General features: G+C 60.0%; 19 protein-coding genes. 12 read left to right on the top strand and 7 right to left on the bottom strand.

Going from position 1 to position 19,600, the window contains the following annotated elements; all coding sequences use genetic code 11:
• The first annotated feature begins 72 nt into the window (after positions 1-72).
• Together CSZ94_RS05150 and CSZ94_RS27935 are read left to right on the top strand one after the other, a co-directional pair.
• Positions 73-900 (top strand): substrate-binding periplasmic protein, encoded by an 828-nt coding sequence (locus tag CSZ94_RS05150; RefSeq protein WP_308410538.1) that lies wholly within the window; start codon positions 73-75, stop codon positions 898-900.
• Between the two features lie 126 nt (positions 901-1,026).
• Positions 1,027-1,194 (top strand): hypothetical protein, encoded by a 168-nt coding sequence (locus CSZ94_RS27935; protein WP_180977375.1) that lies wholly within the window; start codon positions 1,027-1,029, stop codon positions 1,192-1,194.
• 153 nt (positions 1,195-1,347) lie between these two features.
• Here the strand turns inward: CSZ94_RS27935 and CSZ94_RS05140 are convergent, their stop codons facing one another.
• From CSZ94_RS05140 to CSZ94_RS05125, 4 genes are all read right to left on the bottom strand, one after another.
• A complete protein-coding gene (locus CSZ94_RS05140; RefSeq protein ID WP_035825103.1) occupies positions 1,348-2,568 on the bottom strand; it encodes a polyhydroxyalkanoate depolymerase in 1,221 nt (406 codons plus the stop codon).
• A 275-nt stretch (positions 2,569-2,843) separates the two neighbouring features.
• Positions 2,844-3,167: a ferredoxin FdxA gene (gene fdxA / locus CSZ94_RS05135; RefSeq protein ID WP_102120526.1), complete on the bottom strand. Its 324-nt coding sequence runs from the start codon at positions 3,165-3,167 to the stop codon at positions 2,844-2,846.
• Positions 3,168-3,501: 334 nt separating this feature from the next.
• Entirely contained in the window at positions 3,502-3,789 is a 288-nt protein-coding gene (locus CSZ94_RS05130; RefSeq protein ID WP_102120525.1) for a protealysin inhibitor emfourin, read from the bottom strand.
• Between the two features lie 88 nt (positions 3,790-3,877).
• Entirely contained in the window at positions 3,878-5,275 is a 1,398-nt protein-coding gene (locus CSZ94_RS05125) for a hypothetical protein (protein ID WP_102120524.1), read from the bottom strand.
• Positions 5,276-5,474: 199 nt separating this feature from the next.
• On the opposite strand from CSZ94_RS05125, the gene CSZ94_RS05120 reads away from it, so the two are divergent.
• From CSZ94_RS05120 to proX, 4 genes are all read left to right on the top strand, one after another.
• Positions 5,475-5,759: a polyhydroxyalkanoic acid system family protein gene (locus CSZ94_RS05120; protein WP_102120523.1), complete on the top strand. Its 285-nt coding sequence runs from the start codon at positions 5,475-5,477 to the stop codon at positions 5,757-5,759.
• A 580-nt stretch (positions 5,760-6,339) separates the two neighbouring features.
• Complete coding sequence (gene proV, locus CSZ94_RS05115) at positions 6,340-7,575, top strand: glycine betaine/L-proline ABC transporter ATP-binding protein ProV (RefSeq protein WP_102120593.1); 1,236 nt, start codon at positions 6,340-6,342, stop codon at positions 7,573-7,575.
• Positions 7,572-8,675: a glycine betaine/L-proline ABC transporter permease ProW gene (gene proW, locus CSZ94_RS05110; RefSeq protein ID WP_102120522.1), complete on the top strand. Its 1,104-nt coding sequence runs from the start codon at positions 7,572-7,574 to the stop codon at positions 8,673-8,675. The genes proV and proW overlap by 4 nt, the downstream gene beginning before the upstream one ends.
• 18 nt (positions 8,676-8,693) lie before the next feature.
• Positions 8,694-9,752, top strand: a complete 1,059-nt coding sequence (gene proX / locus CSZ94_RS05105; RefSeq protein ID WP_102120521.1) for a glycine betaine/L-proline ABC transporter substrate-binding protein ProX — start codon at positions 8,694-8,696, stop codon at positions 9,750-9,752.
• 149 nt (positions 9,753-9,901) lie between these two features.
• On the opposite strand, the gene CSZ94_RS05100 is transcribed toward proX, so the two are convergent.
• Complete coding sequence (locus CSZ94_RS05100) at positions 9,902-10,156, bottom strand: acyl-CoA-binding protein (RefSeq protein WP_102120520.1); 255 nt, start codon at positions 10,154-10,156, stop codon at positions 9,902-9,904.
• A 191-nt stretch (positions 10,157-10,347) separates the two neighbouring features.
• Entirely contained in the window at positions 10,348-10,704 is a 357-nt protein-coding gene (locus tag CSZ94_RS05095; protein WP_010395194.1) for an FKBP-type peptidyl-prolyl cis-trans isomerase, read from the bottom strand.
• A 196-nt stretch (positions 10,705-10,900) separates the two neighbouring features.
• On the opposite strand from CSZ94_RS05095, the gene CSZ94_RS05090 reads away from it, so the two are divergent.
• From CSZ94_RS05090 to CSZ94_RS05065, 6 genes are all read left to right on the top strand, one after another.
• Complete coding sequence (locus CSZ94_RS05090) at positions 10,901-11,872, top strand: YVTN family beta-propeller repeat protein (protein ID WP_102120592.1); 972 nt, start codon at positions 10,901-10,903, stop codon at positions 11,870-11,872.
• Positions 11,872-12,702, top strand: coding sequence for a polysaccharide deacetylase family protein (locus CSZ94_RS05085; protein WP_374703558.1), 831 nt, complete (start codon positions 11,872-11,874; stop codon positions 12,700-12,702). Before CSZ94_RS05090 ends, CSZ94_RS05085 begins: the two co-directional genes overlap by 1 nt.
• Positions 12,699-13,739, top strand: coding sequence for a sterol desaturase family protein (locus CSZ94_RS05080; protein WP_102120519.1), 1,041 nt, complete (start codon positions 12,699-12,701; stop codon positions 13,737-13,739). Before CSZ94_RS05085 ends, CSZ94_RS05080 begins: the two co-directional genes overlap by 4 nt.
• Positions 13,739-14,566, top strand: coding sequence for an EI24 domain-containing protein (locus CSZ94_RS05075; protein ID WP_102120518.1), 828 nt, complete (start codon positions 13,739-13,741; stop codon positions 14,564-14,566). The genes CSZ94_RS05080 and CSZ94_RS05075 overlap by 1 nt, the downstream gene beginning before the upstream one ends.
• 31 nt (positions 14,567-14,597) lie before the next feature.
• Positions 14,598-15,383: a competence/damage-inducible protein A gene (locus tag CSZ94_RS05070; RefSeq protein ID WP_102120517.1), complete on the top strand. Its 786-nt coding sequence runs from the start codon at positions 14,598-14,600 to the stop codon at positions 15,381-15,383.
• Positions 15,384-15,714: 331 nt separating this feature from the next.
• Positions 15,715-18,831: a transglycosylase domain-containing protein gene (locus CSZ94_RS05065; RefSeq protein WP_102120516.1), complete on the top strand. Its 3,117-nt coding sequence runs from the start codon at positions 15,715-15,717 to the stop codon at positions 18,829-18,831.
• Between the two features lie 50 nt (positions 18,832-18,881).
• Here the strand turns inward: CSZ94_RS05065 and CSZ94_RS05060 are convergent, their stop codons facing one another.
• On the bottom strand, positions 18,882-19,487 hold the full coding sequence (locus tag CSZ94_RS05060; protein ID WP_102120515.1) for a glutathione S-transferase family protein: 606 nt from the start codon (positions 19,485-19,487) through the stop codon (positions 18,882-18,884).
• Positions 19,488-19,600 lie beyond the last annotated feature (113 nt).

Here is a 19,600-nt window from a genome sequence, read left to right as displayed (position 1 = left end):
TCAAAAAAAGCCGACCGCCAGTCCTGTTACCGCACCTGCACTGCAAGGCGCGCCAGGCCATAGGAGCAAAACATGCGTTTCCTTCGGACAGTTGGTTTTCCCTTCTGTTTGTTCATGCACTCTACGCTTGCCGTTGCGCACGGGCAGGCTGGCCCCCCCATGGCGGCAGCGGGTGCTGTCAGCTCACGTATTGTCCGCTTCGCGGCAGAAGACTGGCCGCCCTTTATTTCCCATAGCCTGCCTGCCGATGGCATGTCGGGCGCCATGGTCAGTGCTGTCTTCGAACGTCTCGGCTATACGGTCAGATATGAATATTTTCCCTGGAAGCGCGCCATGCAGTTTGGCCTGGCCAGTCCCCGTTACGCCGGGTTCCTGGCCGTCTGGCGCACGCCTGAAAGGGAAAAACTCTGTCATTTTTCTGTTCCGGTTGGCAGCACGCAGGGGGTGCTGGCCTACCTGAAGGAGGATGGCTTGCCCGGCGTCACCCTGGCCGAACTGGGCAAGCTGCGCGTCGGCACCGTGGCCGGTTATTCGAATGGCGAGCAGTTCGATGGCATGGTGGCGCGTGGCGAGCTGAAGACGGAAGAGGGCTTGAACGACGCCACGAATCTGAAGAAACTGTTTATCAAGCGCTATCGCGTGATCGTCATCGAGCGCCATGTCCTGCAGCATTTGCTGATGGGACGCAACTTCAGCAAGGCCGAGCGCGAGCGCATTGCCATCATCGATACCGTCTTCAAGGAGCGCCCCGTGCATGTGTGCTTCCAGCGCGATGCCGAGGGTGCGGCACGGCAAAAACGCTTCAACGAGGCGGCGCGCGACATCGATACGGCCAGGCTGGAGCGTGATTACTGGAAGCGGCTCGACCAGAGCCTGGCCACCGTCCCCACCGCTCCCTGACGTCCCACGTCACTGTTGTTAATTGCCAAAACGAAATATCTAAATACGAAACCATTCGTTCTTGTTTGTTTGCCCATCCTTTAGTCTCCAGCCACTGTGTTGACGACGTTGAAAGGATGCTTTCGTATGCTGGAACTGATCGCCAAGCAAGACCCTGCCCCGCGCCTGCGGCAACTGACGCACGCCGTCTCGGTGGCTGTGCTGGTGCTGGGCGCGCGTCTGGTGCGGCCCATACAGCGGCGCCGGACGGCGCTGGTGCGCTGGCTGACGCCCAGCTCGATGGCTATGCGATGAAAAAGCCGGGGCCAGGCGAGCCGAGAGTCGAGCAAATCTTTGTCAATACACGCCCGACAGTGAAAATCGAAACGTCGCGCGCGTGAGCTGGGCATAAAAGAAAACGGCACGCCAGGGTAGCCTGGCGTGCCGTTTTGCTTGAAACACAGCTTATCAGCCGTGTTTCTGGATGAATTCGCCGATTTTCGGGCAAATGATCTCGCGCCAGCGTCGGCCCGAGAAGATGCCGTAGTGGCCGCATTTCGGCGCGACGAAGTCTTGCTGCATCTCGGCAGGGATGCCGGAACACAAATCATGCGCCGCCTGCGTCTGGCCGGCGCCGGAAATGTCGTCCAGTTCGCCTTCTACGGTAAACAACGCCACATTCGTGATGTCTTGTGGACGCACCAGTTGACCGCCCACTTTCCAGGTGCCCATCGGCAGGCTGAATTCCTGGAAGACCGTTTTGATGGTTTCCAGGTAGTACTCGGCCGGCATGTCCAGCACGGCGTTGTACTCGTTGTAAAACTGGCGGTGGCCTTCCGCCGGCTCGTCGTCGCCCGTCACCAGGTGCATGTAGAACTCGCGGTGGCTTTGTGCGTGGCGGCCCGGGTTCATGGCGATGAAACCGGCGTGCTGCAGGAAGCCCGGATAGACCTTGCGGCCAAAGCCAGGGTAGTTCGGTGGCACCGCGTAGATCACGGTGTTTTCAAACCACGAGAATTTCTTTTCCGTCGCCAGGTTATTCACTTGCGTGGGCGAACGGCGCGGGTCAATGGGGCCGCCCATCATCGTCATGGTCTTCGGCATGTGCGGATCTTTTGCCGTCGCCATCAGCGAGATGGCGGCCAGCACAGGCACGGTCGGTTGACAGACGGAAATCACGTGCAAGTCAGGCGCCAGCAGGCGGATGAACTCTTGCACATAATAAATGTAGTCGTCCAGGTGGAACGGGCCTTCCGTCAGCGGTACCATGCGCGCATCCGTCCAGTCGGTGATGTAGACATCATGCTCGGCAAGCAAGCCGCGCACGGTATCGCGCAGCAGGGTCGAGTGGTGACCGGACAGGGGGGCAACCAGCAAAACTTTGGGCTGTTGCAAGCCAGTGGCTTCTTTTTTAAAGTGAATCAGGCGGCAAAACGGTTTTGTCACGACAACGTGTTCGCGGATGTCGACGCTCTCGCCCTGGACGAGCACGGATTTGATGTCGAATTGCGGTTTTTCGTAGTCTTTGCCAAGACGGTACATCAGCTCGTAGCCGGCTGCGATGCGTTGCGAAAACGGAGTGTGGGCCAGTGGGGAAACCGGGTTGGTAAATAACTTGGAGGACATGTCTGCCCATTGCATCACCGGAGTGAGGAAAGAGCGTTGCAGTTCGTGCAGTTGGTAAAGCATATAGAGTCCTTGTTTAATTCCAAGCGCCAATATCGGCTCAAATATCATAATCCAATTCTACGATATTTGTTGAGGACAAAATGTGCTTTACCGCGCATAGGTCCATAGTTTGCGCATCGATGTGACAGCGCACCACACTTGCGTGGATAGACCTGCAATGATGCGTTAAAAGCAAAAAAGCAGCGTTTCCGCTGCTTTTGGTATAGTTATTTGCCGCCACGCCCCTGGGGGGGAGGAAATTTCCCGCCGGAATGTCGGCCGCAACTGCCGTGCGCCTAGCGCACCAGCATGTCGAGCTTGTCCTTGACGCCTTTGTATTGCTCGGCTTCCGGCAAGGCAGCCTTTGTCTTGGTGATCGAGGGCCAGTTGCGGGCCAGATCGACGTTGATCTTGATAAAGGCTTGCTGGTCGCCCGGCACGTCTTCTTCCGCGAAAATCGCGTTCACCGGGCACTCTGCCACGCAGACGGCGCAGTCAATACATTCGTCCGGATCGATCGCCAGGAAGTTCGGGCCTTCCCGGAAACAATCTACCGGGCAGACATCGACGCAGTCGGTATAGCGACAGGCGATGCAGGATTCGGTGACAACGTGGGTCATAACAGTCCTATCAATTTTTGGGGGAGGTGCTGTAGCGCCTGCAGGAACCTCGGCGGCGCATACTAAAGCAAAGCATTGTATTTTAAGGCAATTCGCTATTTCTCACAAATCCCGCTTATATACAATACATATAAGCAAATTCATTTTTTCGCGTTGCCGTTGCCGCGCAGAGAGTGCAATTCAGCGACTATCCGGGACGTTGCCATGAAGAACGCAGCAAGAAAGCGACAGTCGCCCGATGTGGCAGGGTACAGGGCGGGCGGCGTGCTATCTTGCCGTGTGGTGTTTTTGTTTTACTCAAATCAAGATCGATACCAAATACATGCCAGAAAAATCAGGCACTGGCACGTATTTGCATCAGCAACTGTTGCCAACGTGCATTTTCTGCACTGCCATCCTCGGCAAATGTAATGGTGCGGCGCGCGGTGGGCGCTTCGACGGTGATCTGCCAGTGGGGGATGTCGGCGCCCACCTGTTCGCCCGTGGCTTGCTGGTGCGTGAAAAAGCCGCTACTGGCCAGTGTCGCTTCCAGCCCGGGGCCAGCCGGATGGGCTTGCGTATCGATGTCATACTGCTCACTCAGGCCGGCAAAGCCGCCGCTGCTGCGGGCTGAAATTTTCATGCTGCTCCTTGTTGTCGATGGTGGTGGGCGCGCTATCGCCTGCCGCCAGTCCGGCAGGTTTGAAGCGGGCGTGCTGGTGCGCGGGTGTCTAGCGGGCGCCGTAACTGCGGCACCAGGTGGCCAGCGCTTCGCGCTCCGCTTCGAGTAATTGATCCGACTCGCTGTATTCCGCATGGTTCATGGTACCGCAGCAGGCGCGCCTGTCTTGCACGGCGCCGTCCCCGTCGACGACGTCGGGGGCAAAGGTCATCTGGCCATCTTCTGCCATGGCATTGGCCTTGAGCACTTCGCGCACGGTGAAGCTGTTGCGGATGAAGTCCAGGTAGGCGCCGTTGCCGTCGGCCTCGGTGATCGTCAGCATGTGGCCAGCCACATCGGCATACGTGGCGGCTTGCTCGGGCGACGCCACCAGGGCGCGCAGGACCAGGCTGCGCAGATAGTCGCCGCAGCGGTGCAGCACGGCTGCATCGTCTTCCAGCTGGGGCTGGCGTTCGTGGGAAAAGATGTCGGCCAAGATGTCGTAGATGGCGCCCGTAAACACTTGCGAGATGGCGTGCACTTCCGTGCCTGCTTCCGACAATTTGATGTCGTTGTCGGCATTGCGCAAGCCGTTTGGCCGGCCCAGGGCCAGGCCGAACTGCTCGGCCAGGTCGGCCAGGAAGGTCTTGTCGTGCAGGTCGGACTTGGTTTGGGCTATCACCGTTTCCACCTGGTCCAGTTGCGACAGGGCGAGGAAGATGGCTGTCAAGTCGCCGAACGATTCGTGCAAGCCGCCCGTTTGCGGTGGATTGTTGCTGAGCAGCCAATTTGGCTTGAGGCCATCGAGCACGGCGTGCCCCGTTTCATGCGAGACGATGTCGAGCGAGCGGCAGGTGTAGACGCGCTCGGTGGCGCCGCTGGGGATGAAGTCGCCGAACTTGAGAGCCTTGTCGCTGCGGCTGTAATACGCATTCATGACATTGGGCAAGCCGTGCGGAAACACGCGCAGGGGCGCCGTATTGCTGGCGCTATTCCATTGCCAGGGCAGCGGCGGCGCCGTGTCGTTGCTGGCCAGCGCGCGCTGGTACATGGTGAGTGTCATGCGCACGATGGCAAAGGTGTGCACTGCATCGAACTGGTCTGTGTTGGGCGAGACGATGAAGTCGCCGAAGGCATTCGGGCTGACCTGCGCGATGCCCGGTTCGCCAAACGTGATGCGCGCGTCGCGCGGGCCTTGCAGGGTCAGGCCGGGCAGGAAGGCCTTGCGCGTTCCCAGGTCGCTGACGGAGGGATCTTGTTTCCAGATCAGCACGCGCGAACCGACGGGCACGGCGGCCTGATTGCGGGCCGTTGTGTCGCTCAGACGGGGCGGGCCCGGCTGCAGCGTCAGTTGCGCATTCTTGCGGTGCTGGCGGTAGGGCGCCGATGGGGTAGGGACATAGCCGACGGGCAGGGACATGCATTTGGTCAATACGGCTTCGACCGGCACGATGACTTTCTGGTCCATGGTAGCTCTCCAAGACACGCGCAACTGGAACTGGAATAGTCGCCCCGCTTCGGCATGTCCGGTTTGATGCAGCGCAAACGACATGTGGGCGGCGGCCGTTTTTTTGCCTCGCCGGTGCCGGGCATGGTCGCGCCCGCCGCATGGCGGCTGGTATGATGCTGGCCGTATGGCCCCGTTTTTATAATAAAAGGATCGTTTGATGGCGGATATAAATATAGTTCAGCAACATAAGCTGACAGCAGCAAAGGCGCGCGAAGCGGCGCAGAAAGTGGCCGACAAGCTGGCCCAGGAATATGACCTGGCGTGCGCCTGGGATGGCGATGTGCTGCGCTTCGAGCGCAGCGGCGTCGATGGTTCGCTGACCCTGGAAAAAGAGCAGGCGCAACTGCAAATCAAGCTGGGCTTCATGCTCAGCGCCTTTGCTTCCACCATCGAAGGCAAAATTGCCGAGAAGATGCGCAAGGTGTTTACCGAAGCAGTTTGATGGCGTTCCACCCGCTTGTCTGGCACCCTGTTTGGTGCTAGGAAGCGTGTCGCAGCGATGGGCGAAAAGACGATGCAAACACGTCGCTTTTCGCCTTTTTTACATCTGACTGTACGCTGGCGAACATTGCTAACACATTTCTATTTGGAAAGCTATTGGACTTTGGGGTCTTTTTGCGCTATACTTGAGTCATATTTACAACAGCTACCCCACGTTTCGCCTTCTGCTTCGCAGTACTCCCCACTCGCTGAGTGGTGAATAATTCTTCGGGTTTTACACCCGCATCCAGTTAAAAGTAGCTTGGTCGATTTTTTCGGTCAGATACATTTGGTTCCATGTATTTGCATGGCGCTAGCGTTGTTAAAAGTCCTGAACCACAGCCTCTTTTAGCACGCACACGGCACCCCGGCATCGGCTTTGGCCATCCGCTGGTTATACGCGTGTCACCCCCTGTTTTCTGTCGCTCCCGTGCGCTTTTGCGCCGTGGCGTAGCCGACGCAACAGGGTTTGCTGATTCCCGCCGCAAGCTAGCAGCTTGCTGGGTTTCATTCCATTCGTCAAATCGAGGGAGAACCACATCGTGGCAAAACAAATCATTATCGACCATGTGTTCAAAGTGTTCGGCGACAAGCCAGAAGAAGCACTTGAACTCGTCCGTCAGGGCGCCAGCAAGCAGGACATCCTGGGCCAGACCGACTGCACCATCGGCGTTTTCGACGCTACCTTTACCATCGAAGCGGGCGAGATTTTCGTCATCATGGGCTTGTCCGGTTCGGGCAAGTCGACCCTGGTGCGCATGTTGAATCGCCTGATCGAGCCGACCGCCGGCCGCATCCTGATCGACGGCAACGACATCAATACCTTGCCGGACGCCCAACTGCGCGCCCTGCGTCGCAAGGACATCAGCATGGTGTTCCAGTCGTTCGCGCTGCTGCCGCAAATTACCGTGCTCGACAACACTGCCTTCGGCATGGAACTGGCCGGTATGCCCAAGGCCGAGCGCCATGCGCTGGCCCAGCAAGCGCTGGAGCAAGTGGGCCTGGACGGCTACGGCGCCAGCTATCCCGACGAATTGTCGGGCGGCATGCAGCAGCGCGTGGGCCTGGCCCGAGCGCTGGCCTGCGATCCATCGATTTTGTTGATGGATGAAGCGTTTTCCGCGCTCGATCCGATTATCCGTACGGAAATGCAATCGGAACTGCTGCGCTTGCAACAAATCAAGCGCCGCACCATTGTTTTCATTTCGCATGACCTCGACGAAGCCATGCGCATCGGCGACCGCGTTGCCATCATGAAAGATGGTCACGTGGTGCAAGTGGGCACGCCGGAAGAAATCCTGCGCAAACCAGCCAACGATTATGTGCGCAACTTCGTGCGCGGCGTCGATGCAGCGGCCGTCTTCAAGGCCAGCGATATTGCCCGCAAGAGCCAGATCGTGGTGTCCGAGTCGCCCAGCCGCGGCTCGCGCGCCGCGCTGTCGATGCTGGAAGAGCAGGATCGCGCGTTTGCCTATGTTGTCAATCCGCAGCGCAAGTTCCTCGGCGTCGTCTCGGTCGATTCGCTGCGCGATGCGCTCGACGGCCATGTCGGTCCGCTGGGTCTGGCGCATGCTTATCTGCCCGATGTGCAGACCATCAATGCAGATGAGCCAGTCGCCGGCCTGTTCGGCCAGGTGGCGCAACTGCCTTATGCCGTCCCTGTGGTGGCCAATGATGGCAGCTTCCGCGGCGCCATCAGCAAGACGACCTTGCTGAAGTTCCTCGACCGCGATACGCCAGCCATTGCCGAGCCACAATTACAGAAAGGACAAGCATGAACCCAAGCACCGTTTCCACAGTAGAACCTGTTGTTGAACAGGCCGCCCAGATCAATCCCTGGCTGCCGGCAGCGCCGAGCGATACCTCCTGGCTGGACGCTGCCGCGTCCGCCGCCACGCCCGAACACGCCAGCGGCTTTCACCTGACGCAACTGTTTGACGGCTCGCTGCCGCTGGAAGCCTGGATCAACCAGGGCCTGGGTTGGGTCGTTGCCAATTTTCGTCCGTTTTTCCAGGCCGTGCGCGCGCCGATCGACAGCACCCTGAATGGCGTGAGCGACGTGCTCTTGGCAGCCCCGTCGCTGACCGTGATCGCCATCGTCGGCTTGCTGGCCTGGCAATTTACCAGCCGCACCCTGGCCATCGGCACTGTATTGGCGCTGCTGGTGGTATCGATGCTGGGTATCTGGCCGGAAGCCATGATCACCTTGTCGCTGGTGCTCACCTCCTTGGCTTTCTGCCTGGCCATTGGCTTGCCGCTGGGCATTTTCCTTGCCAGCAGCGACCGCGCACAGAATATCCTGCGCCCCTTGCTCGATGCCATGCAGACCACGCCCGCTTTCGTGTATCTGGTGCCGGTGGTGATGCTGTTTGGTATCGGTAATGCGCCAGGCGTCATCGTGACGATCATCTTTGCTCTGCCGCCGCTGGTGCGCCTGACCAACCTCGGTATCCGCCAGGTGCGTCCGGACTTGATCGAAGCGGCCCGCGCGTATGGCGCCTCGCCGTGGCAGTTGCTGACCCGCGTGCAGTTTCCGCTGGCCATGCCGTCCATCATGGCCGGTATCAACCAGTCGCTGATGTTGTCGCTGTCGATGGTCGTGATCGCCTCGATGATCGCCGTCGGTGGCCTGGGTCAGATGGTATTGCGCGGCATCGGCCGCCTGGACATGGGCCTGGCCACCGTGGGCGGCCTGGGCATCGTGCTGCTGGCCATCACCCTGGACCGTTTGACGCAAGCGATGGGCCAGCCACGCCGTGGCGTACGCCATTGGTATCAGACGGGTCCTGCCGGTTTCGTGCTGCGCCTGGTGCGCGGCAATGCCGCCAAGGCCGAAGCCAATGCCGCACAGCAAGCCACGCTTGCCAACGCACAATAAGAAAGAGAAAGGATACCCATGCATCAAATTGACAATTTTAAAGTGACGCAAAAATCGCAACGAAAGTTCAAGCTGTTTTCTGTCCTGGCAATCGCCGCCCTGGCCCTGACCACCAGTCTGGCCATGGCGCAAACGCCGGCTGCGCCCGCCGATGCATTGCCCGGCAAGGGCATCAAGGTGCAGGCGCTGCAAAGCTCGATCGCGGAAGAAACCTTCCAGACCATGCTTGTCGGGCGCGCCCTGGAAAAGCTCGGTTATGAAATGCAGCCGATCAAGGAAGTGGAATATCCGACCGCGCATATCGCCATCGCCAATGGCGACGCGACCTTTCTGGCCGTGCACTGGGATCCCTTGCACAAGGACTATTACAACAATGCGGGCGGCGACGCCAAACTGCTGCGCACGGGCCAGTATGCCGGTCCTGCCGCGCAAGGCTATATGATCGACAAGGCGACAGCCGAGAAGTACAACATCACCAATATCGACCAGTTGCGCGATCCCACCCTGGCCAAGCTGTTCGACCATGATGGCGATGGCAAGGCTGATTTAACGGGCTGCAACCCCGGCTGGGGCTGCGAGGCGATGATCGAAAACCACATGGACGCCTACAAGCTGCGTGCGACGGTCAAGCATGTGCAGGGCAGCTATTCTGCGCTGATCGCCGATACCATCGGCCGCTACAAGCGTGGCGAGCCGATCCTGTACTACACGTGGACACCTTACTGGGTCAGTGGCGTGCTGGTGCCGGGCAAGGATGTCGTGTGGCTGAAAGTACCGTTCTCGTCCACACCCGAAAAGACGAATACCCGCCTCGACGATGGCAGCGACTATGGTTTTGCCGTCAACACCACACGCATCGTCGTGAACCGCGACTGGGCCGCCAAGAATCCGGCAGCCGTGAAACTGTTTGAAGTCATGCGACTGCCGATTGCCGACATCAATGCACAGAACGAGCGCATGCGCTTAGGTGAAAACACCCAGGCCGATATCGCGCGCCATACGGCCGGCTGGATCAAGTACCACCAGCCAACGTTTGACGGCTGGATCGCACAAGCGCTGGCGGCAGCGAAGAAGTAAGTTTGCGCTTGTTGCAGGCGTAAAAAAAGTGGCTACCGATTTGGTAGCCACTTTTGCGTTTTCGGCCTGCTTTCGCCTGTTTTGGTGGTTTTTCGTGAGTTTTCAGCCGTTTTTGGCTGATTTCTCTGTAAAACAGGCGTTGCTTGCTTTTAATCCTTCAAGTCGTCGATCAAGTCGATGTACTGCTGTTGCGCCTCTTCTTTCGAGGTGCCGGCCAGGGCCGCCCAGGCGTCGAACTTGGCGCGGTTGACGAAGTCGGTCATGCCAGGACGCTCGCCCGTGGCGTCGCCGCTCGACGCTTGCTTGAACAAGGCGTAGATTTTCAACAAGGTCATATTGTCCGGACGTTCGGACACGGTCTTGGAATCGAGCTGCGCTTGTTCGAATTGCTCTTGTAAACTCATGATGGCTCCTGTGTGCTGATGGAATCGCTGGAAAAGTGCGGCGGGCCCGGCGGAGTGGCCACCGTGCGTGCTGCAGTGCCTGACATCATAGTGAAAAATGGGCGCCGCGCACTAGAGGAGAACCTCAAAAAAAAACGCCGTCTCATGGACGGCGTCTGGCGGGCAGGCAGTGGCTGGACTGCCTGGCGCTCTTATACGCCCAGCAGCTCGACGTCGAAAATCAGGGTGGCGTTTGGTGGAATCGCGCCGCCGGCGCCGCGCGCGCCATAGCCCAGTGCTGCCGGGATGATCAGCTGGCGCTTGCCGCCCACTTTCATGCCTTGCACGCCTTCGTCCCAGCCTTGAATGACGCGGCCTGCGCCCAGCGGGAATTCGAATGGGTCGTTGCGGTCTTTGCTCGAGTCAAATTTCGAACCGGCGCTGCCGTCGTCGTTTTGCAGCCAGCCCGTGTAATGTACGACAACATTGTTGCCGGCTTGCGCTTCAGCGCCTTCGCCGACGACGGTGTCGATGTATTGCAGGCCGGAAGCGGTAGTGGTGGTGGTCATGATAATCCTTGTGTAGGCGATGAAAGCTACAGATTGTAGAGCAATGAGTTGCAAAGCGCCATTCCAGCCGGGCGCAGGCAAAAAGGGGAAGTGACGGCGAAGTGTGGCGGCCGCTTGCATTTAAGGGGGGATTTCACACAATAAATACAGTGTTCCACGTAAAATGCCTGTTTTGCATTTAACAGTGATTTTTTCCATGTTCCGCAGTCTACGCCGCCTTGTTTTTTCCTCGCTGTGCCTGGTTTCCGCAATATCGACGGCGCAAGCCGAAGTGGTGGTAGTGCTCAATTCCCGTGATGCTACGGTGCAACTGCTGGACCAGAAAACCTATGCTCCCCTGTCCACCTTTGCCGTCGGCAAGGAACCGCACCACCTGATGGAAACGCCGGACGGAAAATCGCTGATCGTCGCCAGTTCGGTGGGCAACGAGCTGATCTTCCTCGACCCCGTCTCGGGCCAGATTCAGCGCCGCATCAGCAATATCCTCGACCCTTACCAGATCGGTTTTTCGCCGGACCAGAAGTGGTTCATCTCGAATTCGCTGCGCCTGGACCGCATCGACCTGTACCGCTACGATGGCAAGAATCTGACCCTGGCCAAGCGCATTGCGCTGCCGAAGTTGCCCAGCCACATGGCGTTTACCGCCGACAGCAGCATGGCCTTTATTACGCAGCAGGGCAGCAACCAGGTCAGCGCCATCGACCTGGCTACGCAAACGGTGAAATGGACCATGCCCGTCGGCCCCGCGCCAGCCGGCATCACCATGACGCCCGATGGCAAGCATTTGCTGGTGGGCATCATGGGCAGCGATTACGTGGAAGTGATCGACTGGCGCACGCAAAAGACCGTCAAGCGCATCAAGGCGGGCGCCGGCACGCATAATTTCCGCGCGCTCGGTGACAAGCGCATGACGTTTGTCTCGAACCGCGTGTCGAATACCATCAACATCATCGATCAGAAAACCTTGGAAAACGTGGGTACCATCAATGTGCCCGGTGGCCCCGATTGCATGGAAATCACGCCCGATGGCAAGACCATGTGGGTGACCCTGCGCTGGATCAAGAAAGTGGCCGTGATCGACTTGACGACGCGCAAGGTGATCAAGATGATACCGGTGGGCCGCTCGCCCCATGGCGTGTATTTCGCCACTCACTCGCCGCGCATGTGATGATGCAGCGTCTTATTCTGACTGGCGGCCTGCCCGCCGTGCTGCTGTGCACCAGCGCCATGCTGCCGCCCGCCCATGCGACCACGCCTGTTGTCGCAGCGGTATCTTCAGCGCCGGCCGCCTGCAAGCGCACCATCTATATGACGTTCGACACGGGCAGCCAGTCGCAAGCGCAACTGATCGCCGACGTGCTGAACAAACGTCATGTGAAGGCAACTTTCTTCCTGGCCAATGAAAAGACCACGCGCGGCGACTATTCGCTCGACCCGTCGTGGGCGCCATACTGGAAAGCCAGGGTCGCCGAAGGCCATGCGTTCGGCACGCATACGTTTGACCATGTGTACTGGAAGAAGGATCTGGCCAACGGCTTGATCCAAGTCAAGCCGCAGTTTGGCAAGGAGGGCGGCAAGCTGGCGTCCTTCACCGACAAGCAGTTCTGCGAGCAATTGCGCCGCGTCGATACGCGCTTCCAGGAGTTGACCGGGCACAAGCTCGATCCGTTCTGGCGCGCGCCGGGCGGCTACACCTCGCCGCGCACTCTGGCCGCTGGCAGCGCCTGCGGCTACCAGCATGCAGGCTGGGCGCCAGCCGGCTATTCGGGCGATGAGCTGTCCAGCGACAAGTATCCAAACGCCATGCTGCTGAAAAAAGCGCTGGCGAACTTGCGCAGCGGCGACATTTTCATTGCGCACATGGGCATCTGGTCGCGCAAGGATGCGTGGGCGCCCGCCAACCTGGATGCCTTGATTTCTGGCTTGCAAGAGAAGGGTTTTTGCTTTGCCACGCTGCGCGAGCATCCTGCCTACGCGCAGAAGAAAGGCCAGCCATGATCGCTGCCGACATCAGTGCCATCGTGCAAGCGGCCATCGACGCCGTGGTCGACGTCTTTGGCGTGGCGCAAGGCTGGTTGTTCCAGACTGTGGTGCATCCCCTCGTGTATCACCTTGGCTTTGGCGAATTCACGGAAGAGGCGTTCGAGGGCACGGAATGGCTGCTGATCGGGCTGTGCGAACTGGTGCTGCTGTTTCTCGTGCTGCGTCCGCTCGAAGCCTTGATTCCTGCGCAAAAGATCACCGATGCGCGCGCCCGCTGGAACGATTTCATCTATACGGTGCTGCACCGCATCGGCCTGTTTTCCGTGTTGGTCTTCTTCACGCTCGATCCGCTGATGGATGCACTGGCGGGCACTTTGCGTTTCGACAATATCCATCCCCTGAACCTGGAGTCGCTGTTGCCCGACATCAGCCCCTTGCTCAGTTTTATCATTTATTTTGTGATACTGGACTTCGTCGACTATTGCTACCATCGGGCTTCGCACCATGTCGGCTGGTGGTGGGGCTTGCACAGCCTGCATCACAGCCAGCAAAACATGAACTTGTGGAGCGATGACCGCAACCACTTGCTCGATGACTTCTTGCGCGACGTGGTGATGGCGCTGGTGGCGCTGGGCATCGGCGTGCCGCCGGGCCAGTACGTGCTGCTGGTGTCGATTTCGCGCATTCTGCAAAGCCTGCAGCATGCGAATGTGAGGATACACTTCGGCCGCATCGGCGAGCGGCTGCTGATCTCGCCCCGTTTCCACCGCACGCACCACGCGATCGGCGTGGGGCACGAGTCGAAAGGCAAGGGCAGCATGGGCGGTTGCAACTTCGGCGTGGTGCTGCCGATTTGGGATATGCTGCTGGGCACCGCGAATTTCTCGGCGGGCTATGCGCGCACGGGCGTGCGCGACCAGCTGGCCCGCATCGACAGCCATGGCGTGGGCCGGCCCGGGCGCAACTATGGCCGCGGCTTCTGGCAGCAGCAATGGCTGGGCCTGCGCCGCATGGTGGAATTTGCAAGATTGAAACGAAAAGGACGCCGTTGATGCGTAATGTGTTGAATTCGTATGGCCGCGCCTTGCTGTCGCAATTGCACGGCAAGATACTGCTGCTGAGCGTAACGCCATTCATCCTGTCGCTGGTATTGTGGGGGGCGCTGCTGTATGTGGGCTTGCAGCCGCTGATCGACAGCTTGCATGCCTTGTTTACCGAATACGATTTCTTCCACACCAGCGGCCAGGTGCTGGCCACCTTTGGCCTGGGCGTGCTGAAAACCGTGATCGTGCCCCTGATTGCCATGTTCATGCTGCTGCCGCTGATGATATTGACGGCGCTGATCTTCATGGGCTTGTTCGCCATGCCGGCCATCGGCCGCCACATTGGCGGGCGGCACTTTCCGCAACTGGAAAAGAAACATGGCGGCAGCTTGGCTGGCAGCGTCGGCACCTCGCTGGCCACGTTCTTGCTGTTCATCGTCGTCTGGGTCATCATGCTGCCCCTGTACGCGTTTCCGCCCGCCGCCTTGGTGGGGCAAGCCGTGCTGTGGGGCTGGCTGACCTACCGCGTGATGGCGTATGACGCCATGGCCGACTATGCCAGCGTGGAAGAGCGCCACGCCATCATGCGCACGCAGCGCTGGCCCCTGCTGGCCATCGGCATGGTTTCCGGCGCGGCCGGCGCCGTGCCGGGCATGCTGTGGATGGGCGGCGTGATGTCGGTGGTTTTTTTCCCTTTCCTGGCGGCGTTCGCCATCTGGCTGTATGTACTGATCTTTATCTTCACGGGTCTGTGGTTCCAGTATTACTGCCTGGAAGCACTATCGCGTTTGCGGGGCGTACGCGGCATGACCGACGTGGCACCGGCGGACGCCTGAGTATTTTTATCAAATTCTACGAGGGAGCTTCATGGCTATCGGATTGATCATCATCGGCGACGAAATCCTGTCGGGCAAGCGCACGGACCAGCATTTCCCGAAAGTAGTGAGCATGCTCAAGGCACGCGGCTTGCAGCTGAGCTGGGCGGAATACGTGGGCGACGAGCCTGCCCGCCTGGTCGCCTTGCTACAGCGCAGTTTCGCCAGCGGCGACATCGTTTTCAGCTTTGGCGGCATCGGCGCCACGCCGGACGACCATACGCGCCAGGCGGCGGCCGATGCGCTGGGTTTGCCACTGGTGCTGCATCCGCAGGGCAAGCTCAATATTCAGCAGCGCATCACGGAAATGGGCGCAGAGGCGGGCGTGCCGGCGGACTTGAACACGCCGGAAAACCTGCACCGCCTGAAAATGGCGGAATTTGTCGCAGGTGCCGCGCTGATTCCGAATCCGTACAACAAGATTGCCGGCTTTGCCGTGCGCGAACATTACTTCGTGCCGGGCTTTCCCGTCATGTCCTGGCCCATGATCGAATGGGTGCTCGACACGCATTACAGCCATTTGTTCAACCAGGTGCCGCACGCAGAACATGCCTTGCTCGTGTATGAAACGGCCGAGTCCCTGCTGACGCCGCTGATGGTGCGCCTGGAAGCGGAGTTTCCGCTGATCAAGGTGTTCAGCCTGCCCAGCGTGGGCGATGCGCAGACGCGCCGACATATCGAACTGGGCGTCAAGGGCGAACCGGCGCAAGCGGCGGCCGCCTTTGCAGACATGTGCGCCGCGCTCGACGCCCTGCATGCGGAATACGCCACCATCTGAGCTGCGTCCAGCCCGCCTTGCATCTTAGTACGCAAGCGAGCGTTCCCAGACGTTGTTTTTTTGCGAAAATCTTCAATGAAGCAAGGTTTTTGTGCGCGCTCGTCGGTCGTTTTCATGCCGATGTGGTGGAATGGTGAACAGGAACCTGGCGTGTCTAAAGCGGGGTTGCCTGCCTGTGCAGCAGTGTGTTTTTTTGATTCACCGGTATGGACATCATGTTAAGCAAGTTTTGTTGTGACCGGCTCTGGCTGGCCCTCGTCTTATCCTGTGCGGAGCGGTATCGCTACCGTATTTTCTGCGCCGTCCAAACCCAACCTTACCCCAGCATCCCATGAACGACACAGGCGTTAATCTGGCCGCGCAAGAGCGGCCCCCCTCTGATCCAGCTGCCGAGGCGCCGCCCCCGGCGAGCCCGCCGAAGAAGCGCCGTTCGCGCATCTGGCCGATCTTCGCCATTATCGTGCTGGCGCTGATCGCCGGCGTGGCGTGGTTCGTCATGCGCGAAGTGCGCACCTCGGCCCTGCAGGCCGAGTTTTTCACGCGCCTGGACCGCCAGCTGGCGTTCAAGGTCGAGCCTGGCCCCGCACCGGCAGGCGCCATCCGCTATCCGCAACATGGTCCGTATGACGAGCGGCTCGGCTATGCCAGCCTGCCGGATTTTATTAGCAAGCTGAACGCGCGCGACTATGCCGTCACGGCGCAGGCGCGCATGTCGCCGAAGATGGTGCAACTGGTCGACCGGGGCATCTTTGCCACCTATCACGAGAAAAACCGCGCCGGGCTGAGCATTCTCGATTGCCGCGCCGCGCCCCTGTTCGCTGCCAGCTATCCCGAGCGCATGTTCGACGGCTTTGCTGACGCGCCACCCGCGCTGGTGCAAAGCCTGCTGTTCATCGAAAACCGCGAATTGCTCGACCCGGGCACGCCCGCGCGCAATCCCGCCGTGGAATGGGACCGTTTGAGCAAGGCCATCCTCGACAAGGCGCTGAACCTGTTCGGCGGCCACCGCGGCGGCGGCGGCAGCACCCTGGCCACGCAGATCGAAAAATACCGCCATTCGGAAGACGGGCTTACCAGTTCCATGCAGGACAAGCTGCTGCAGATGATCTCGGCCAGCCTGCGTTCGTACCAGGATGGCGAGAACACCATGGCAGCGCGGCGCAAGATCGTCGTCAATTACCTCAATACCGTGCCGTTGTCGGCAAAAAGCGGCTTTGGCGAAGTCAACGGCATCGGCGACGGCATGTGGGTCTGGTATGGCCGTCCGTTTGCCGAAGTGAAGACTTTGCTCAAGGGTAATATGGACCAGCCGGGCAGCGCGCTGGCCTACAAGCAGGCGCTGAGCCTGTTGATCGCGCAGCGCCGTCCCTCGCATTATCTGGTGGCCGGCGGCGCCGACCTGGAAGAATTGACCAACAGCCATCTGCGTTTGCTGGCGCAGGCGGGCGTGATTTCGCTGCAGCTGCGCAATGCGGCCATCGCCGAGAAGCTGCGCCCGTCGACGGCCTCGGGCGTACAATCGGAAGCGTCCACCTCCTTCGTCACGCGCAAGGCCTCGAATGCCGTGCGCAACCACCTGGCCAGCATGCTCGGCGATCCGCGCTTGTACAACCTCGACCGCCTCGACCTGAAAGTGGTCAGCACGCTCGACGCGCAGGCGCAAAACGCCGTCACCAAGGTCTTGCGCGAATTGCGCGACCCGGAAGTGGCGAAAGCGGCCGGCCTGACGGGCAAGGGCATGCTGGGCAATGGCGACCCTGCCAACGTGGTCTACAGCTTTACCTTGCTGCAAAAGGGCGAGCACGCCAATTTGCTGCGCGTGCAGACGGATAACTTTGACCAGCCGCTCGATATCAACGAAGGCGCCAAGCTGGACCTGGGTTCCACGGCCAAGCTGCGCACCCTGGTGACGTATCTGGACATCATCGACCAGTTGCACCAGCGCTACAGCGGCATGGGCGCGGCCGAACTGGGCAAGATTGCCGTCGATCCCAAGGACATGCTGTCGCAGTGGGCGATTGCCTATCTGAAACCATTGCCGCTCGGCGAGGCGCGCAACTTGCCGGCCATGCTGGCGGCCGCCATGGAACGCAAATATTCGGGCAATCCTGGCGAAGGTTTCTTCACAGGTGGCGGCTTGCACCATTTTGGCAACTTTTCCAAGCTCGACGACAGCCGCATCTTGACGGTGCAGCAGGCGCTGCGCCAGTCGACCAACCTGGTGTTCGTGCGCCTGATGCGCGACGTGGCGCGCTACTACATGTTCTCGCGACCCGATTCGTCCGCCTCGTTGCTGGCGGACGCGGACGACCCGCGCCGCGCCCAGTACCTGAGCCGTTTTGCCGACAAGGAAGGACGCGAATTCCTGCACCGCTTCTACCAGAAGTACCGTGGCAAGAGCGTTGACGAGCAGGAAAAGATTTTGTTGGCCAGCATACGCCCGACCCCCGTGCGCCTGGCCAATATCTTCCGCACCGTCAATCCCAAGGGCACGGTGGCGGAATTCGGCGATTTCCTCAACGCCAACTTGCCATCGCAAAATGAAGTGCCGTCCGAGCGCGTGGCCAGGATGTACCAGCAGTATGCGATGGAAAACTGGTCGCTGGCCGACCGGGGCTATCTCGCCAATGTGCATCCGCTGGAACTGTGGATGGTGGCGTATCTGCGCCAGCATGAAGGCTCCACCCTGTCGCAGATGGTGGCGGCCAGCGAAAAAGAACGCCAGGAAGTGTATAAATGGCTGTTCAATACGCACCGCAAGCACGCGCAGGACCGCCGCATTGCCAATTTGCTGGAAGTGGAAGGTTTCCTGGAAATCCACCGCCAATGGAAGAAGATGGGCTATCCCTTTGATTCGCTGGTGCCATCGTATGCGACGACCCTGGGCGCGTCCGCCGACCGTCCCGCCGCGCTGGCCGAGTTGATGGGCATCATCATCAACGATGGCGTGCGCAAGCCCAGCGTGCGCATCGATTCCATGCATTTCGCCGCCAATACGCCGTATGACACCATGCTCAAGCGGGGCACGAAGGTGGAAGCGGAACAAGTGCTGTCGCCGGACGTGGCCAAGGCCGTCGCCAAGGCCATCCGCGAAGTGGTGTCGGACGGCACTGCCAAGCGGGCGAAGACGGCTTTCGTCGGCGCCGACGGCGTGCCGATCCCGATGGGCGGCAAGACGGGTACGGGCGACCAGCGCTTCGACGTGTATGGCGCCGGCGGCCGCTTGATCGAGTCGCGCTATGTGAACCGTTCGGCCACGTTCGTGTTCAATATCGGCGAGCGCTTCTATGGCAGCATGACGGCGTATGTGCGGGGACCGGAATCGAAGCACTACGATTTCACCAGCGCCTTGCCCGTGCAATTGCTGGTGTCGCTGGCGCCGAGCCTGATGCCGCTGATCGAGCCGCCCGCGCCGGCCGAAGGTGTGGCCAGGCAGTGCACGAATTAGCAGCTGGCAGGCAGTTGTAGCAAAACGCCGGCGTTCACGCCGGCGTTTTTTTAGCCGGCAAACACGGCGGTTTTACTTTCCAGGCGCGCATGGTAGGCAGCGATGGCCGGAGTCTCGGGACGTTGCATCGGCGCCATCAGCCAGCGCTTGACGGACAGGCCCAGCACGATATCGGCCACGGTGAACTGTTCGCCGCAGACGAAGGCGCCCCTGCGCTGCAGCTGCTGTTCCAGGATGCCCATCATCTTGTTCCATCCGGCAATGCCGGCTGCCAGCTGCGCCGCATCCTGGTGTGCGGGGCTGTGGCGCACCAGCGACAGGAAGGCGTAGCGCCAGCTGTTGTTGAGGTCGCCCATTTGCCAATCCATCCATTTTTCCACTTCCGCGCGGGCGCGGGGATGACTTGGCAGCAAGTCGTCGCGGCCCGCCTGGGCGCACAGGTAGCGGCAGATCGTGTTCGATTCCCACAGCACCAGGTCGCCATCGAGCAGCACGGGCACCATGGCGTTCGGATTCAAGGCCAGGAAGGCGGGGTCGTCGGTACTGCGAAAGCCGCTGCCCCAGTCTTCGCGTTCATACGGCAGGTCGAGTTCCTCGCAGGTCCACAAGACTTTGCGGACATTGATCGAGGCGGCTTTTCCAAGAATTTTCAGCATGCGTGGCTCCGTAGGACAGGTGGTCGATCTGCCACTGTAGCCGAAATGACTATGCCGCGCATGAGAGATGCCTTGCATAGTTGAGGTTTTCTTGGCATCGTAGCCACCCATGA

It is taken from the genome of Janthinobacterium sp. ROICE36, from assembly GCF_002869965.1.
In the GTDB taxonomy this organism is placed as follows: domain Bacteria; phylum Pseudomonadota; class Gammaproteobacteria; order Burkholderiales; family Burkholderiaceae_D; genus Janthinobacterium.
This window is presented reverse-complemented; position numbering and strand designations above follow the sequence as displayed.

Excerpts from the sequence above, each read along its gene's own strand:
- CSZ94_RS05150 (WP_308410538.1), top strand. The coding sequence starts at position 73 with ATGCGTTTCCTTCGGACAGTTGGTTTTCCCTTCTGTTTGTTCATGCAC.
- CSZ94_RS27935 (WP_180977375.1), top strand. The coding sequence starts at position 1,027 with ATGCTGGAACTGATCGCCAAGCAAGACCCTGCCCCGCGCCTGCGGCAA.
- CSZ94_RS05140 (WP_035825103.1), bottom strand. The coding sequence starts at position 2,568 with ATGCTTTACCAACTGCACGAACTGCAACGCTCTTTCCTCACTCCGGTG.
- fdxA (WP_102120526.1), bottom strand. The coding sequence starts at position 3,167 with ATGACCCACGTTGTCACCGAATCCTGCATCGCCTGTCGCTATACCGAC.
- CSZ94_RS05130 (WP_102120525.1), bottom strand. The coding sequence starts at position 3,789 with ATGAAAATTTCAGCCCGCAGCAGCGGCGGCTTTGCCGGCCTGAGTGAG.
- CSZ94_RS05125 (WP_102120524.1), bottom strand. The coding sequence starts at position 5,275 with ATGGACCAGAAAGTCATCGTGCCGGTCGAAGCCGTATTGACCAAATGC.
- CSZ94_RS05120 (WP_102120523.1), top strand. The coding sequence starts at position 5,475 with ATGGCGGATATAAATATAGTTCAGCAACATAAGCTGACAGCAGCAAAG.
- proW (WP_102120522.1), top strand. The coding sequence starts at position 7,572 with ATGAACCCAAGCACCGTTTCCACAGTAGAACCTGTTGTTGAACAGGCC.
- proX (WP_102120521.1), top strand. The coding sequence starts at position 8,694 with ATGCATCAAATTGACAATTTTAAAGTGACGCAAAAATCGCAACGAAAG.
- CSZ94_RS05100 (WP_102120520.1), bottom strand. The coding sequence starts at position 10,156 with ATGAGTTTACAAGAGCAATTCGAACAAGCGCAGCTCGATTCCAAGACC.
- CSZ94_RS05095 (WP_010395194.1), bottom strand. The coding sequence starts at position 10,704 with ATGACCACCACCACTACCGCTTCCGGCCTGCAATACATCGACACCGTC.
- CSZ94_RS05090 (WP_102120592.1), top strand. The coding sequence starts at position 10,901 with ATGTTCCGCAGTCTACGCCGCCTTGTTTTTTCCTCGCTGTGCCTGGTT.
- CSZ94_RS05085 (WP_374703558.1), top strand. The coding sequence starts at position 11,872 with ATGATGCAGCGTCTTATTCTGACTGGCGGCCTGCCCGCCGTGCTGCTG.
- CSZ94_RS05080 (WP_102120519.1), top strand. The coding sequence starts at position 12,699 with ATGATCGCTGCCGACATCAGTGCCATCGTGCAAGCGGCCATCGACGCC.
- CSZ94_RS05075 (WP_102120518.1), top strand. The coding sequence starts at position 13,739 with ATGCGTAATGTGTTGAATTCGTATGGCCGCGCCTTGCTGTCGCAATTG.
- CSZ94_RS05070 (WP_102120517.1), top strand. The coding sequence starts at position 14,598 with ATGGCTATCGGATTGATCATCATCGGCGACGAAATCCTGTCGGGCAAG.
- CSZ94_RS05065 (WP_102120516.1), top strand. The coding sequence starts at position 15,715 with ATGAACGACACAGGCGTTAATCTGGCCGCGCAAGAGCGGCCCCCCTCT.
- CSZ94_RS05060 (WP_102120515.1), bottom strand. The coding sequence starts at position 19,487 with ATGCTGAAAATTCTTGGAAAAGCCGCCTCGATCAATGTCCGCAAAGTC.